Source organism: Streptomyces sp. NPDC002623 (assembly GCF_053592635.1).
In genome coordinates this window covers 185416-199830 of the sequence record NZ_JBSFWB010000009.1, presented here as the reverse complement: position 1 = coordinate 199830, position 14415 = coordinate 185416, and the positions used below count along the sequence as shown (strand labels likewise).

Sequence of the window (14415 nt, the reverse complement as noted above, 5' to 3'; positions counted from 1 at the left end):
CATCCCTCTTTTGGCGGAGTTGTCCGACACACCTGTTGCAGTGCCTCCTGTGCCGCATTTGACTCGTTCCTTGCGGAATGCTGCGGAATCCTGCGCAATGCGGAGAGGTGGCCCACGATGCTTTCGGCCAAGAGTCTGTTCCAGGAGATCATCGACGACGACGAGTCCTTCGCGCTCTTCTGCTCCATCGCCGCGGGCGGTGAGTCGCAGGGCGGCTGGGAGAACGCCCGGATCGCCGCACTCGTCCCGCAGAGCGAACGCGCCCTCGCTCCCAAGATCACCCGTCATGGCGCCGACGAGGACAAGCACGGCCGGATCTTCAACGCGCTGATGCGCAAACGCGGCCTCGAACCCGTGGCCGTCCCGCCCGACACCGACTACACGATGCTCCTGGAGCGCGGCGGCATCGGCCTCGCGCACGACCGGCTCAGGACCGAGGAGCCGCTGACCGTGCAGGACGTCGTCACCTACCTCGCCCACAGCCGGGTCACCGAACAGCGGGCCTCCGAGCAGATGGACCTGCTGCGCAAGCACTTCGCCGACCACCCCGACATCGGCCGCGCGGTGAAGATGATCTCGAACGACGAGGACAACCACCTCGCCTACTGCCACGAGGAACTGCTGCGCTTCGCCCGCGCGGGGCACGGCCGCGCCATCCAGCGCACCCTGCGCGCGTGCGCGCTCGCCGAGATCCGGATCTACCGGGACGTCAGCCTCGCCGTGATGGCGAACATGGGCCGCATCCTCGGCTGGTCGAAGCCCAGGTCGGCCGTCCTCGCGGCCGGCATCCACGCCGTGTACGCGTGGGAGCGGGTCGCGGGCTGGCGGCGGATGGTGTCCCTGGAGATGCCCGAGCGCCGCGACGCGCTCGGCGGCCCGGTGACCGCCGCCCCCGAGTTCGCCTGAGCCCGGTTCGCCACGGACCGGGCGGGCCGCGGCCTCACAGCCAGCCGCGCCGCTTGAACAGCCGGTACAGCAGGACCTCCAGCACCGCCAGGAGCGCGATCACCGCCGGGTAGGACCACAGCCAGTGCAGCTCCGGCATGTGGTCGAAGTTCATGCCGTAGATCCCCGCGATCATCGTGGGGACCGCGGCCATGGCCGCCCAGGCGGAGATCTTGCGCATGTCGTCGTTCTGCCGGACGCTCATCTGCGCGAGGTGGGCGGAGAGGATGTCGGAGACCAGCCGGTCCAGCCCCTCCACGGACTCGTTCACGCGCGTGAGGTGGTCGCTGACGTCCCGGAAGAAGGGCCGCGCCCTGTCGTTCACGAAGGGCACGTCCGGGGCGAACCCCCCGGTGTCGCCGAGCCGGGTGAGCGGCGGCTCCAGCGGCACGGAGGCCCGGCGGAACTCCAGGAGCTGCCGTTTGAAGCGGTAGATCCGCGAGGCGGTGTGCCGCGAGCCGCCGCCCGTCGGGGAGAACACCTCCGTCTCCAGCTCCTCCAGGTCGGTCCCGAGCTCGGTGACCACGTCCAGGTAGTGGTCGACGATGGCGTCACCGATGGCGTACAGCACCGCCGTGGGCCCCTTGGAGAGCAGTTGCGGCTCGTGCTCCAGCCGCTGCCGTACGGCGGCCAGCGGCGCGCCCTCGCCGTGCCGGACGGTGACCACGAAGGCGTCGCCGAGGAAGACCATGACCTCGCCGGAGGAGACGGCGTCGCTCTCGGGCTCGTACACCACCGGCTTGAACACCATGAACAGCGAGTCGTGGTAGACCTCCAGCTTGGGCCGCTGGTGGGCGTTGAGGGCGTCCTCCACGGCCAGAGGGTGCAGCCCGAACTCCCGGGTGACGCGGTCGAACTCCTGCTCGGTGGGCTCGTACAGCCCGATCCAGACGAAACCGCCCGACGAGCGCGCCTGCGCCAGCGCGTCGGACAGGTCCTCCGGACCCTCCGCGCGGTGCCCGGCGCGGTAGATCCCGCAGTCGACGATCACGGAGCGTATTCTCCCTTCGCTCCGCCGCTTGCGCACGCGCGCGTACGCCTACCCTGGGCCGCATGCCCACCCTGATCCTCGTCCGGCACGGACGTTCGACCGCCAACACCTCCGGAGTGCTCGCCGGCTGGACGCCCGGCGTCGCCCTCGACGAGCGCGGAGTCGCCCAGGCAGCCGGGCTGCCCGGACGGCTCGCCGCGCTGCCGATCGCCGAGGTCGTCGCGAGCCCCCTGCAACGCTGCCAGGAGACGATCCAGCCGCTCCTGGACGCCCGCCCCGGCCTGCGCGTCCACACCGACGAGCGGATCGGGGAGTGCCACTACGGGGACTGGTCCGGACGCAAGCTCGCCGAACTGATGGACGAGCCCCTGATGGAGGTCGTGCAGACGCACCCCTCCGCGGCCGCCTTCCCCGGCGGCGAGTCCATGCGGGCCATGCAGACCCGCGCCGCCGAGGCGGTGCGCGAGTGGAACGCGCGCGTGGAGCGCGACCACGGCTCCGATGCCGTCTACCTCATGTGCTCGCACGGCGACATCATCAAGTCGCTCGTCGCCGACGCGCTCGGACTTCATCTCGACCTGTTCCAGCGGATCTCCGTCGAACCCTGTTCCGTCACCGCCATCCGCTACACCAGGATGCGCCCCTTTCTCGTGCGCCTCGGCGACACCGGCGACTTCGCCTCCCTCGCACCGCGCGAGGAGCCCCCGACCGGGGACGCCACGGTCGGGGGTGGTGCGGGCGCACCGTGATCGTCGGCCGCAGTAGGGTGAAGCGGTCCGCGTACGCGCGCGTACCCGTACGGACGCTTCCCACCCGGCGTTCCCGACCCACGATGACCCACGATTCCCATGGAGACAGGACGTGTCCCGTCAGGTGTTCCTCTACGACCCCCCGGACCGTTTCGTGGCCGGTACGGTCGGACTGCCCGGGCGCCGTACCTTCTTCCTCCAGGCCGTCGCCGGCTCCCGAGTGACCAGCGTGGCCCTGGAGAAGACCCAGGTCGCCGCGCTCGCCGAACGCATGGACGAGCTGCTGGACGAGGTCGTCCGGCGGAGCGGCGGCAGCGCCTCCGTGCCCGCCATGTCGCCCGCCGAGAACACCGACACGGCGCCCCTCGACACCCCGATCGAGGAGGAGTTCCGCGTCGGCACGATGGCCCTCGCCTGGGACGGCGAGGAGCAGCGCATGATCGTCGAGGCGCAGGCCCTGGTGGATCTCGACGCGGACTCCGAGGAGGACCTCGCCGAGGCCGAGGAAAGGCTTCTTCAGGACGAGGAGAACGGGCCCCCGATGCTGCGGGTCCGGCTCACCGGCGCGCAGGCGCGAGCCTTCGCCAAGCGTGCCCTCGACGTCGTCAACGCGGGCCGGCCGCCGTGCCCGCTGTGCAGCCTGCCGCTCGACCCGGAAGGACATGTATGTCCGCGCCAGAACGGATACCGCCGGGGGGCGTGAAGACCACCGACCCGGCCTCCGCCGAAGCGTACGAACTCCTCGCGCACGGCGAGCTCACCGTCCGCGGCCGCATCCGCGACGCCTCGAACGCCGCCCTGTACTGCACGGTCGCGCACGAGGGCCGGGAGGCCGCCTGCGTCTACAAGCCGGTGGCCGGGGAGAGGCCCCTGTGGGACTTCCCCGACGGCACCCTCGCCCAGCGCGAGGTCGCCGCCTACGAGGTCTCCGAGGCGACCGGCTGGGGCCTCGTCCCGCCCACCGTGCTGCGGGAGGGGCCGCACGGCGAGGGCATGTGCCAGCTGTGGATCGAGACGGCCCCGGAGGCCGAGCTGCTCGCCCTCGTGGACGCGGAGGAGCCCGCGCCGGGCTGGAAGGCGATCGGGTTCGCCGAGGTCGGCGAGGGCCGCACCGCACTGCTCGTGCACGCTGACGACGAACGGCTGCGCCGGCTCGCCGTCCTCGACGCGGTGATCAACAACGCCGACCGCAAGGGCGGCCATCTGCTGCCCACCGCCGACGGCCGGCTCTACGGCATCGACCACGGCGTCACCTTCAACGCCGAGAACAAGCTGCGCACGCTCCTGTGGGGCTGGGCGGGCGAGCCCCTGACCGGCGAGGCCGTCGAGGCGCTCAAGGCCCTCAGAAGCGCCCTGGAACCCGGCGAGCGGCTGGCGGTCACCCTGGCCGGGCTGGTCACGCCCGTGGAACTCGACGCCACGCGCGCGCGTGCCGACGCACTGCTGGCCTCCGGGAAGCACCCGGAGCCGAGCGGAGAGTGGCCCGCGATCCCCTGGCCGCCGGTCTGACGCCGGTCCGGCATCGGCCTGAGGCCGGTCCGGCATCGGTCCGACAGCAGTGTGACGTCCGTCTGACCCGGTCCGGCATGTTCCGACCCGGTTCGACCAGGTCTGACCGGCCCCTCTTCGGCCGGGACGCACACCGGCCGGAATCACACAAGACCGCCTTCCCGGCCATCCGGCCCGCTCCGGTTCGTATACGTAACTTCCGTCCGGTTAGGCTCATGACATGCATGCCTGGCCCGCTTCCGAGGTCCCCGCCCTGCCTGGTCAGGGCCGCGACCTGAGGATCCACGACACCGCGACCGGCGGCCTCGTCTCCCTCGACCCCGGTCCCGTCGCCCGTATCTACGTCTGCGGCATCACGCCGTACGACGCGACCCACATGGGTCACGCGGCGACCTACAACGCGTTCGACCTCGTTCAGCGCGTGTGGCTCGACACCAAGCGGCAGGTCCACTACGTCCAGAACGTCACCGACGTCGACGACCCGCTGCTGGAGCGGGCCGAACGCGACGGCGTCGACTGGGTCGCCCTCGCCGAGAAGGAGACGGCCCTCTTCCGCGAGGACATGACGGCCCTGCGGATGCTCCCGCCGCAGCACTACATAGGCGCCGTCGAGGCGATACCCGGCATCGTCCCGCTCGTCGAACGACTGCGGGACGCGGGCGCCGCGTACGAACTCGAAGGCGACACCTACTTCTCCGTCGAGTCCGACCCGAACTTCGGCAAGGTCTCGAACCTCGACGCCGCCGCGATGCGGCTGCTGTCCGCCGAGCGCGGCGGCGACCCGGACCGCCCGGGCAAGAAGAACCCGCTCGACCCGATCCTGTGGCAGGGCGCCCGCGAGGGCGAGCCCAGCTGGGACGGCGGCTCGCTCGGCCGCGGCCGGCCCGGCTGGCACATCGAGTGCGTCGCCATCGCCCTCGACCACCTCGGGATGGGCTTCGACGTCCAGGGCGGCGGCTCCGACCTCGCCTTCCCGCACCACGAGATGGGCGCCTCCCACGCCCAGGCGCTGACCGGCGAGTTCCCCATGGCCAAGGCGTACGTCCACGCCGGCATGGTCGCCCTCGACGGCGAGAAGATGTCCAAGTCCAAGGGCAACCTCGTCTTCGTCTCGAGGCTGCGCCAGGACGGCGTCGACCCCGCCGCCATCCGGCTCACCCTCCTCGCCCACCACTACCGGGCCGACTGGGAGTGGACCGACCAGGTCCTGACGGACGCCGAGGCCCGGCTCGGGCGCTGGCGGGCCGCCGTCTCCCGGCCCGACGGACCGCCCGCCGAGGCCCTGGTCGACGAGATCCGCGAGGCCCTCGCGAACGACCTCGACGCGCCCGCCGCCCTCGCCGCCGTCGACCGCTGGGCCGCGCTCCAGCAGGAGCGGGGCGGCACGGACATCGGCGCCCCGGGCGTCGTGTCGCGGGCGGTGGACGCACTGCTGGGCGTCGCCCTGTAGCCGTCCGGTCCCGATCCCCTGCCCGCGTACGACTTGAGGGGCGGTGCGCGCCCTATGGCGCGCACCGCCCCTCTTCAGTGCTTTCAGGCCGTTTTCGGGCCCTTTCAGTCCTCCGACGAATCGTTGTCGTCGGGGGTGTCGCCGCTCGCTTTCGGCGGTTTCGGGGGGCGTGTGCGCTCCCCGGGCCCGGGCGGTCCGCCGCCGTCCCGGCGCCGCAGATAGCGCTCGAACTCGCGGGCGATCGCCTCGCCCGACGCCTCCGGCAGCTCCGCCGTGTCCCGGGCCTCCTCCAGCGTCTGCACGTACTCGGCGACCTCGGTGTCCTCGGCGGCCAGCTGGTCCACGCCCACCTGCCAGGCACGCGCGTCCTCGGGCAGCTCGCCCAGCGGGATGCGCACGTCGATCAGGTCCTCCAGGCGGTTGAGGAGGGCCAGCGTCGCCTTCGGGTTCGGCGGCTGCGAGACATAGTGCGGGACGGCCGCCCAGAGGCTGACCGCCGGCACGCCCGCGTGCGTGCACGCCTCCTGCAGGACCCCGACGATGCCCGTCGGGCCCTCGTACTTGGTCTCCTCCAGGTCCATCCGCTGCGCCAGGTCCGCGTCGGACGTGGTGCCGCTGATCGGAACCGGACGCGTGTGCGGGGTGTCACCGAGCAGCGCGCCCAGGATGACCACCAGCTCCACGCCCAACTCGTGCGCGAAGCCCAGCAGCTCGTTGCAGAACGAGCGCCAGCGCATCGACGGTTCGATACCGCGTACGAGCACCAGGTCGCGTGGCTTGTCGCCGCCGACCCGGACGACCGACAACCTTGTCGTCGGCCACGTGATCTTGCGCACGCCGGCGTCCATCCACACCGTGGGGCGGTTCACCTGGAAGTCGTAGTAGTCCTCGGCGTCCAGCGCCGCGAACACCTCGCCCTTCCACTCCCGCTCCAGGTGCGCGACCGCGGTGGAGGCGGCGTCGCCGGCATCGTTCCAGCCCTCGAACGCGGCCACCATGACCGGGTCGATCAGCTCGGGAACCCCCTCGAGCTCGATCACCCAGCGCCTCCTTCCGACGTGCCCTCGCTTGACCACCCAACCTTACGGCGTTCTGCGGGGGCGCCCGCAGCCCCCTTGTACGGGGGAGTGACCGGATCACTGCCCCGTTCGCCACCCCCGAACACCCCCCACCGGCCTCGTCTCGCGACCTCGGCCCACAGCGAACTCACAGCATCGGACCCGGGGCGTCGGCCTCAGAGCGTGGACCGGAGCCACTGCTCGACGCTCGCGATGTGCACCGTCGCCCACGACCGCGCCGCCTCCGCGTCCCGGTCGCGCAGGGCCGCCAGGATCGCCCGGTGCTCGCGCAGGGTGCCGGAGACCGCGTCCTCCTGCGTCAGTCCGCGCCAGATCCGGGCCCGGGTGGTCGGCCCCGAGAGCCCGTCCAGCAGCGAGCACAGCACCGAGTTGCCGGCGCTCTGCACGATGCCCCGGTGGAACTCCAGGTCGCAGGCGACCAGTTCCTCCACCGACGGCTCGTCACCGAGCTTGTCCAACTGGGCGTCCAACGCGTCCAGTTGCTGCTCGCTGATCCGCAGGGCCGCCATCGCCGTCGCGGCCGGCTCCAGGATCCGGCGCACCGCGAGGAACTCCAGGACGGTGTCGTCGCGGTGGAAGTCGACGACGAAACTCAGCGCCTCCAGGAGCAGTTGCGGATCGAGGCTGGTGACGTACGTGCCGTCGCCCTGCCGTACGTCCAGGATCCGGATCAGCGACAGGGCGCGCACCGCCTCCCGCAGGGAGTTGCGGGACAGGCCCAGCTCGGCGGCCAGCTCGCTCTCCTTGGGGAGCCGGTCGCCGGGGCGCAGCGCACCCGAGACGATCATGCCCTTGATCTTCTCGATCGCCTCGTCGGTGACAGCCATGGCCGGCCTCCCTGTGGTTCCTCGTGGTTCCTTGTGGTGCCTCGCGGTTCAACGCCCATACATCGGATGTCTCAGCGCCATTATGGGGCCGGCTGAGGCCGGATGAGGCCTGATCAGCGGGCTGCTTCCAGATCCGCGATCACCGCACGCTCGTCGAGCGTCGTCAGCGTACGGTCGCGCATCAGCACCCGTCCGTCGACGACCGTGTCCCGCACGTCCGCCGAGTGCGCCGCGTATGCGAGCGTCGACCACGGGTCGTGGCGCGGACGCAGATGCGGTGCGTCCAGGTCCAGCACGATCAGGTCGGCCCGCTTGCCCGCCTCCAGCGAACCGAGCCGCTCCGCGAGCCCCAGCGCCCGCGCGCCCTCGATCGTCGCCATCCGCACGGCCTGCTCGGCGCCGACCGCCGTGGGGTCGCCGCCTGCCTTGTGCACCAGCGCCGCCTGCCGTACCGCCCCCAGCACGTCCAGCGAGTTGGAGCTGACGGCCCCGTCCGTGCCCAGCCCCACCGTCACACCCGCGCTCAGCAGCCGTGGGACGGGCGCGATCCCGCAGCCCAGCTTCAGGTTCGACACCGGACAGTGGGCGACGGCCGTGCCCGTGCGGGCCAGCGCCGCGATCTCCGGGCCGGTGAGGTCGACGGCGTGCGCGAGCAGCACATCGGGGCCGAGCAGCCCGAGCGAGTCCAGCAGCTCCACCGGCCGCTTCCCGTGCTGCACCTCGACGGTGGCGACCTCGGTGGCGTTCTCGGCGGCGTGGATGTGCACCAGCGCCCCGAACTCCCGGGCCAGCGCGAAGACCTCGATGAGCTGCTCGGGGGAGAGGGTGTACGCGGAGTGCGCGAAGACGACCGGGCGGCGCCCGTCCCGCGCGGTCCCGCGCTCCTCCAGATCCCGTCGCGCCCAGGCGAGCCGGTCCCCGTACGCGATGCCGTCCGGCGGTTCGGGCACGTCCATGAAGGTGGGCCCGGTGTGCAGCCGCCAGCCCGCCTCACGGGCCGCCCGCTCGGCCGCCTCGTGGAACCAGTACATGTCCAGCGCCGAGGTCACCCCGGCCCGCACGCTCTCCGCGACCGCCAGCCGGACCGCCGCCGCCACGTTCTTCGGCGCCAGCAGCTCCGCCTCCCACCTCAGCACCCGCTCCAGGAAACCCTGCAGGGTGACGTCGTCGGCGCGGCCGCGCAGCAGGGTCATCGCGAGGTGGGTGTGCGTGTTGATCAGGCCGGGCAGGACGAGACAGCCGTCGGCGTCGATCTCCTCGGCGGCGGTGTGGCGCTCGCGCAGCTCGGCGGCCGGCCCCACGGCGAGGATCTCGCCCTCGTGGACCGCGACCGCCCCGTCCGGCACGACCGTTCCCGCCGCGTCCACCGTCAGCACGTCACCGCCGTGCACCAGCAGGTCGATGCTCACGCCTGCCCGCCTTCCGCCAGCAGCCGCAGCGCCTCCAGGGCCACGACCGCGCCCCGCTCGACGCCGGCCGCGACGACCTCCCGGTGCGGGTCGTAGCCGCCGGTGGCCTGCTCGTCGACCAGTTCGTCGGCGTTCGCCCCGTCGATCACCAGCACGCCGCCCGCGACCAGACCGCGCAGCGAGGCCGTGACCAGCAGCGCGGACAGCTCCATCTCGATCGCGGCGAGCCCGGCGCCGTCGTAGGAGAACAGCGGGAGCAGGCCCGGCTGGAAGGCCGCCCGGGTCCACACGATGCCCCGGTGGTGCGGGGCGTCGGCCTCGCGGGCCGCGCGCAGGAGCGCGAAGACCGCCTCGGGCGCCGACACCGCCGGGTACTCCGGGGGCAGCAGCTGATGGGTCACGCCGTCGTCGCGGACGGCCGCCTCCGCGACGACCAGGTCGCCGTCGGCGATGCCCGGCTTCATCGCGCCCGCCGTGCCGAACCGCAGGACGGTGCGCACGCCCGCGTCCGCCAGCTCCTGGAACAGCAGGATCGCGCCCGGCCCGCCCACCCCGTGCGAGGCGACCACGACCGGCACGCCCTTCCAGCTTCCGCTGAACACCCGGTACTCGCGGTGGTACGACACCTCCTCGGCGCCGTCGAGGAGCGCGGCCACCGCCGCGGCCCGGGCCGGGTCGCCCACGACCACGGCGTGCGCCGGGAGTCCGGTGCGCGGTATGCGGGTGACGGGCAGCAGGTCCTGTGTCATCGGACGGCTCCAGTGGGACGGGGGCGGCGACGGCGGCGGGCCGTCGTGAGGAAGAGGGCGCCGAGCGTCACGACGTACGGCGCGGCGTCGGTCGCCTGCTGCGGCATGCCGAGCCCCTGGAGACGGAACCCGGCCGCCTCGGCGAGCCCGAACAGCAGCGCGGCGAGCAGCACGCCCAGCGGCGCGGCTCGGCCCAGCATGACGGCCACGACAGCGATCCAACCACGGCCCGCCGTCATGTTCTCCGTGAACAACGTGACGTTGCCCAGGGCCAGTTGGGCGCCCGCGAGCCCGCACAGCACGCCTGACAGCAGGATCGCGCCGTACTGGTACTTCGCCGGGCTCACGCCGAGCGTGGCCGCCGCGTCGGGCGCCTCGCCGACCCCGCGCAGCCTGAGCCCCCACACATGCCGGGACAGCAGCAGCGCGGCGACCGCGACCGCCGCCCAGGAGAGATACGCGAGCGGGGTGAAGCCGCCGATCAGCGGCAGCCCGGCGAGCGACGGATCGTCGAAGGTGCCCTGCACGCCGAAGACCGTCCGCAGCAGGAAACTGGTCAGGCCGACGGCCAGCAGGTTCATGGCGATGCCGAGCACCACCGCGTCCCCGCGCAGGGTGACGGCTCCCACGGCCAGGATCAGCGCGTACCCGGCCGCCGCGAGGGCCGCCGCCAGGACGCCGAGCCAGGGGCTGCCGGTGAACCAGCTAGTCGCCACGGAGGTGAAGCAGCCCATCAGCATCATGCCTTCGAGGCCGATGTTGAAGACCCCGGCGCGTTCGCAGATCGCGCCGCCGAGGGCGGCCAGCAGGATCGGGGTGAGGGCGCGCAGCGCCGACATGAGCAGATCGGAGTCGAGGAACATCAGACCGCCTCCCTTTCCCGGGAACGACGGGTGAACCACCGGCTCGGGAAGCTCAGCCGGGCCGCCAGGAACACGATCACGATCGCCTGCAGCACCTGCGTCAGCTCGCGCGGCACCTCGGTCGTCCGCTCCATCGCCAGTCCGCCGACCTGGAGGACGGCGAAGAAGAACGCGGCGATCACCGTGCCCAGCGGAGCCGCGGCGGCCAGCAGCGCCGCCGTCAGACCGGTCCAGGTGTAGCCGGGCGCGGTGAGCGAGCCGTCCACGAAGCGGTACGGGAAGCTCAACACCCCGATGGCGCCCACGAGTCCGGCGAGACCCCCGGAGACCGACATCAACTTCACTGTCAGGCCCCGGCGTTCCACACCCGCGTAGGCGGAGAAGCGGGAGTTGAGACCCGTCATGCGGATCTCGTAGCCGACGGCGGTGCGCCGGTCGGTGAACCAGTAGGCGGCCGCCGCGATCGCCACCAGGACGAGCCCGAGGGTGACCGTGGAGTCGCCGAACGCGGGCAGCGCCACCCCGTCCGGCAGCGCCCGGGTCTGCGGCAGGCTGGAGCCCGGCTCCTTGAGCGGATACCGCGCCAGGTAGGAGGCGAACGATATCGCCGGGTAGCTGAGCAGCAGGCTGCTGACCAGCAGCGGAACCCCGAGGTGGTTCTCGCACAGGGCGGCCAGCACGGCGTATCCGGCGCCCGCGGCCATCCCGGCCAGCAGGGCCGCGGCGACGGTGAGGGGCGCGGGCAGCGGCGAGTAGAGCCCGGTGACGGCGGCGGTGATCCCGCCGAGCACCAGCTGCCCGTCGCCGCCGAGGTTGATCAGCCCGGCCCGCAGCGGGATCGCCAGCGCGAGCGCCAGCCCGAGCACGCTGGTGCCGGTGGTCAGCGTCGAGCCGATGCCGTCGCCGCCGAGCGCGCCGGTCAGCACGGCCTCGTACGCGCCGATCGGGTCCGCGCCGGTGCCGAGCAGGAACAGCGCGCCGATGACGAGTCCCGCGAGCACGGAGAAGGTGAGGGGGGAGCGCAGGGCTCCGGATATCCGTGTCATGTCAGTGGGTGACCTCCACAGGGGCGCCCGCCATCGCGAGGCCCAGCGTCCGCTCGTCCGCCTCGCCCTTCGGGTACGACGCCGCGATCCGGCCCTCGTACATCACCAGGACGCGGTCCGCGAGCCCCCGGATCTCGCTCAGCTCGGCCGAGACGAGGAGCACGGCGTGGCCGGCGTCGCGGTAGGCGATCAGCTCGTCGTGGATGTTCTGGACGGCGCCGATGTCGACGCCACGGGTCGGCTGCTCCACGAGCAACAGCGGTGCTTCGTGGGCGAGTTCACGGCCGATCAGCAGCTTCTGCAGATTGCCGCCGGACAGCGCGGAGGCGGGGACCTCGACGGTCGCCGCCTTGATCCCGAAGCGCTCGACCAGCCGCCGGGCGTGTGCGCGGACGGCGGTCGGCGGCAGCAGACCGCGGGCGGAGAGGGACGTGCGGTGGTGGCCCATCGCCAGGTTGTCCGCGACCGAGGCGGCGGGGGCCGTGCCGACCGCGTGCCGGTCCTCGGGGACGTAGGCGAGGCCCTTCGCGCGTCGCTCGGTCGCGGAGGCGTGGGTGATGTCGTCGCCCTGGAGCGTGACCTGGCCCGCGGTGACCGGCCGCAGCCCGGCCAGCGCCTCGATCAGCTCGCTCTGGCCGTTCCCGGCCACGCCCGCGACGCCGACGATCTCGCCGGCGTGGACGGTGAGGTCCACGTCGTGGACGGAGTCCGTGCTGACGCCGGTCACCTGCAGCACCGCCGCGCCGGGGGTGCCCGACGGGTGGACGCGGTCCAGCTCCACCGCGCGGCCGGTCATCGCGGCGGCGATCGCGGCGGCCGTCGTGTCGGCGGTGACCAGCCGGGCCACGACCCGGCCGTCCCGCAGGACGGTCACCCGGTCGCTGCCCTCCAGCACCTCGCGCAGCTTGTGGGTGACGAGGATCACCGTACGGCCCTGCGTGGTCAGCGACTTGAGCACGGCGAACAGGGCGTCCGCCTCGGCCGGCGTGAGCACGGCCGTCGGCTCGTCGAGGATCAGCGTGCGGGCGCCCCGGTGCAGCAGCTTGAGGATCTCCACCCGCTGGCGCAGGCCCACCGGCAGCTCGCCGACCCGGGCGTCCGGGTCGACGTCGAGACCGTGCTCCTCGGCGAGTTCGCGCACCCGGCGGCGGGCCGCGGTCCGGTCCACCAGGCCGAAGCGGCGCGGCTCGGCCGCGTAGACGATGTTCTCGGCGACCGTCAGCGAGTCGAACAGCTTGAAGCTCTGGTGGACCATGCCGAGCCCGGCGGCCATGGCGTCCGACGGGCTCGTGAAGTGCACGTCCGATCCGTCGATCCGGATCGACCCGGCGTCGGCGCGCTCCATGCCGTACAGGACCGACATCAGCGTGGACTTGCCCGCGCCGTTCTCGCCCATCAGGGCGTGGATCTCGCCGCGGCTGACGGTGAGGTCGACGGCGTCGTTGGCGAGCGTGCCGGGGAACCGCTTGGTGATTCCCCGGAGCTCGACGGCGACATCCGTGTCAGGCGGCTGCGGGGTCATCGACCTTCAGCTCTCCGGAGACGATCTGGTCGCGCAGCGCCTCGACCTTCGTCAGCACGTCCTTGTGGTCGGCGATCACGCACTTCGACGAGTCGACGCCGTCCTCCAGGCCGGTCAGGCTGATGCCGCCCTCCTTCAGGCCGTACGAGACGGTCGTGCCCGTGGTGCCGCCGAGGACCGACTCGACGCCCTTCTCCACGGCGACGTCCGTACGCTTGATCACGTTGTCGACGACCGTGCCGGGCGCCGAGGGGCACTGGTTGACGTCGACGCCGTACGCGAACGCGCCCTTGGCCTTCGCCGCCTCGAAGACGCCGTAGTTGCCGGCCGCGGCGGCCGCCATGAGCTGGTCGTAGCCCTTGGCGAGCAGGGTGTTCGCCTGCTCCTTGGCACGGGCCGAGTCGTCGAACGGGGACTGGCCGCCGACGAAGCGGGTGGACGTCTCCGTCTTCGCGGCGACCTTCTTGGCGCCGGCCGCGAACGGGTCGCTGTAGCGCCGGAACTGGGGGGTGTCGAGCACGTCCACCGCGCCGACCTTGCCGGACTTGCTGAGCAGGCCCGCCTCGGCGCCCGCGAGGTAGACGCCCTCGTGCTCGCGGAAGACCGCGCAGCTGACGTTCTGATACGTCTTCGCGGTGCAGGCGTCGATGATCAGGAACTGCTGCGTGGGGTTCTTCTCGGCCTGCTGGGCAACGATGTCGGCGAACTCGAAGCCGACCAGCACGATGACATCCGGCTTGGCGTCCACGGCGGCAGCCACGTTCTGCTGCTGGGAGGCGGTGTCGGTGGACTCGTAGACCTTCTGCGTCCCGTCGTGCTGCTTCGCCGCGCTCTCGATGCCGGTGACCGCGAGCTTGAGGAACTCGTTCTGCCCGACGGCGTCGGGGGTGACGAGGGTGAAGGACTTGCCGCTGCCGCCGCTCGCGCTCGCCGCGGAGTCGTCCTTCTTCGCGGCGGCGTTGCAGGCGGTGGCGAGGAGCGCGGCGCCGGTGGTGAGCGCGGCGAGCTGCAGGGAACGGCGGTGTCTGCGAGGCATCGGGAGACCTTCCGGGTATGCCGAGGGGCGCGCTCGGCGGTGAGCACGGGGGTGGGGAGAGGGCGACGCTGGGACGGACTGCGGTGGTGCGGGCCGAGGGAACGGGCTCAGCTACGACAGCCGTCGCCGGCACACCGGCCGAAGTCGAGGAAACGGCGCTTGGTCAGCAGCACGGGTCTTCCTCCTTCGTCTCGGTCTGCGGACTGGGTGCTGGACTGTAACACCCGTTTCCGGACACCT

At 72.3% G+C, this 14415-nt stretch carries 14 protein-coding genes; 5 read left to right on the top strand and 9 right to left on the bottom strand.

Features of this window, described 5'->3' with window-relative positions:
• The first annotated feature begins 117 nt into the window (after positions 1–117).
• On the top strand, positions 118–906 hold the full coding sequence (locus tag ACWD4O_RS19075) for a ferritin-like domain-containing protein (RefSeq protein ID WP_451281146.1): 789 nt from the start codon (positions 118–120) through the stop codon (positions 904–906).
• 34 nt (positions 907–940) lie between these two features.
• Here the strand turns inward: ACWD4O_RS19075 and corA are convergent, their stop codons facing one another.
• Entirely contained in the window at positions 941–1936 is a 996-nt protein-coding gene (corA, locus tag ACWD4O_RS19070; RefSeq protein WP_451281144.1) for a magnesium/cobalt transporter CorA, read from the bottom strand.
• A 62-nt stretch (positions 1937–1998) separates the two neighbouring features.
• Here corA and ACWD4O_RS19065 point away from each other — a divergent pair, with 62 nt between their 5' ends.
• The 4 genes from ACWD4O_RS19065 to mshC all read left to right on the top strand — a co-directional run bounded on the left by ACWD4O_RS19065 (position 1999) and on the right by mshC (position 5644).
• Positions 1999–2685 (top strand): histidine phosphatase family protein, encoded by a 687-nt coding sequence (locus ACWD4O_RS19065; RefSeq protein WP_451281142.1) that lies wholly within the window; start codon positions 1999–2001, stop codon positions 2683–2685.
• 112 nt (positions 2686–2797) lie between these two features.
• Positions 2798–3388, top strand: a complete 591-nt coding sequence (locus tag ACWD4O_RS19060; protein ID WP_351920664.1) for a DUF3090 domain-containing protein — start codon at positions 2798–2800, stop codon at positions 3386–3388.
• Positions 3352–4194 (top strand): SCO1664 family protein, encoded by an 843-nt coding sequence (locus ACWD4O_RS19055; RefSeq protein WP_451281140.1) that lies wholly within the window; start codon positions 3352–3354, stop codon positions 4192–4194. The genes ACWD4O_RS19060 and ACWD4O_RS19055 overlap by 37 nt, the downstream gene beginning before the upstream one ends.
• A 220-nt stretch (positions 4195–4414) precedes the next feature.
• On the top strand, positions 4415–5644 hold the full coding sequence (mshC, locus tag ACWD4O_RS19050) for a cysteine--1-D-myo-inosityl 2-amino-2-deoxy-alpha-D-glucopyranoside ligase (RefSeq protein ID WP_451281138.1): 1230 nt from the start codon (positions 4415–4417) through the stop codon (positions 5642–5644).
• Positions 5645–5748: 104 nt separating this feature from the next.
• On the opposite strand, the gene ACWD4O_RS19045 is transcribed toward mshC, so the two are convergent.
• From ACWD4O_RS19045 to ACWD4O_RS19010, 8 genes are all read right to left on the bottom strand, one after another.
• Positions 5749–6684, bottom strand: a complete 936-nt coding sequence (locus ACWD4O_RS19045; protein WP_450947797.1) for a PAC2 family protein — start codon at positions 6682–6684, stop codon at positions 5749–5751.
• A gap of 194 nt (positions 6685–6878) precedes the next feature.
• Positions 6879–7550 (bottom strand): FadR/GntR family transcriptional regulator, encoded by a 672-nt coding sequence (locus ACWD4O_RS19040; protein WP_451281137.1) that lies wholly within the window; start codon positions 7548–7550, stop codon positions 6879–6881.
• Positions 7551–7663: 113 nt separating this feature from the next.
• Positions 7664–8959 carry an amidohydrolase gene (locus ACWD4O_RS19035; protein ID WP_451281135.1) on the bottom strand — a complete coding sequence of 432 codons (1296 nt, stop codon included), beginning with the start codon at positions 8957–8959 and terminating at the stop codon, positions 7664–7666.
• The gene (locus ACWD4O_RS19030) at positions 8956–9708 is read right to left on the bottom strand and encodes a nucleoside phosphorylase (RefSeq protein ID WP_451281133.1); all 753 of its coding nucleotides are present in this window, start codon (positions 9706–9708) and stop codon (positions 8956–8958) included. Before ACWD4O_RS19030 ends, ACWD4O_RS19035 begins: the two co-directional genes overlap by 4 nt.
• The gene (locus tag ACWD4O_RS19025) at positions 9705–10571 is read right to left on the bottom strand and encodes an ABC transporter permease (RefSeq protein ID WP_451281132.1); all 867 of its coding nucleotides are present in this window, start codon (positions 10569–10571) and stop codon (positions 9705–9707) included. Before ACWD4O_RS19025 ends, ACWD4O_RS19030 begins: the two co-directional genes overlap by 4 nt.
• On the bottom strand, positions 10571–11617 hold the full coding sequence (locus ACWD4O_RS19020) for an ABC transporter permease (protein WP_451281130.1): 1047 nt from the start codon (positions 11615–11617) through the stop codon (positions 10571–10573). Before ACWD4O_RS19020 ends, ACWD4O_RS19025 begins: the two co-directional genes overlap by 1 nt.
• Before the next feature lies 1 nt (position 11618).
• A complete protein-coding gene (locus ACWD4O_RS19015; RefSeq protein WP_451281128.1) occupies positions 11619–13139 on the bottom strand; it encodes an ABC transporter ATP-binding protein in 1521 nt (506 codons plus the stop codon).
• On the bottom strand, positions 13120–14175 hold the full coding sequence (locus tag ACWD4O_RS19010; RefSeq protein ID WP_451281126.1) for a BMP family ABC transporter substrate-binding protein: 1056 nt from the start codon (positions 14173–14175) through the stop codon (positions 13120–13122). Before ACWD4O_RS19010 ends, ACWD4O_RS19015 begins: the two co-directional genes overlap by 20 nt.
• Positions 14176–14415: the final 240 nt, after the last annotated feature.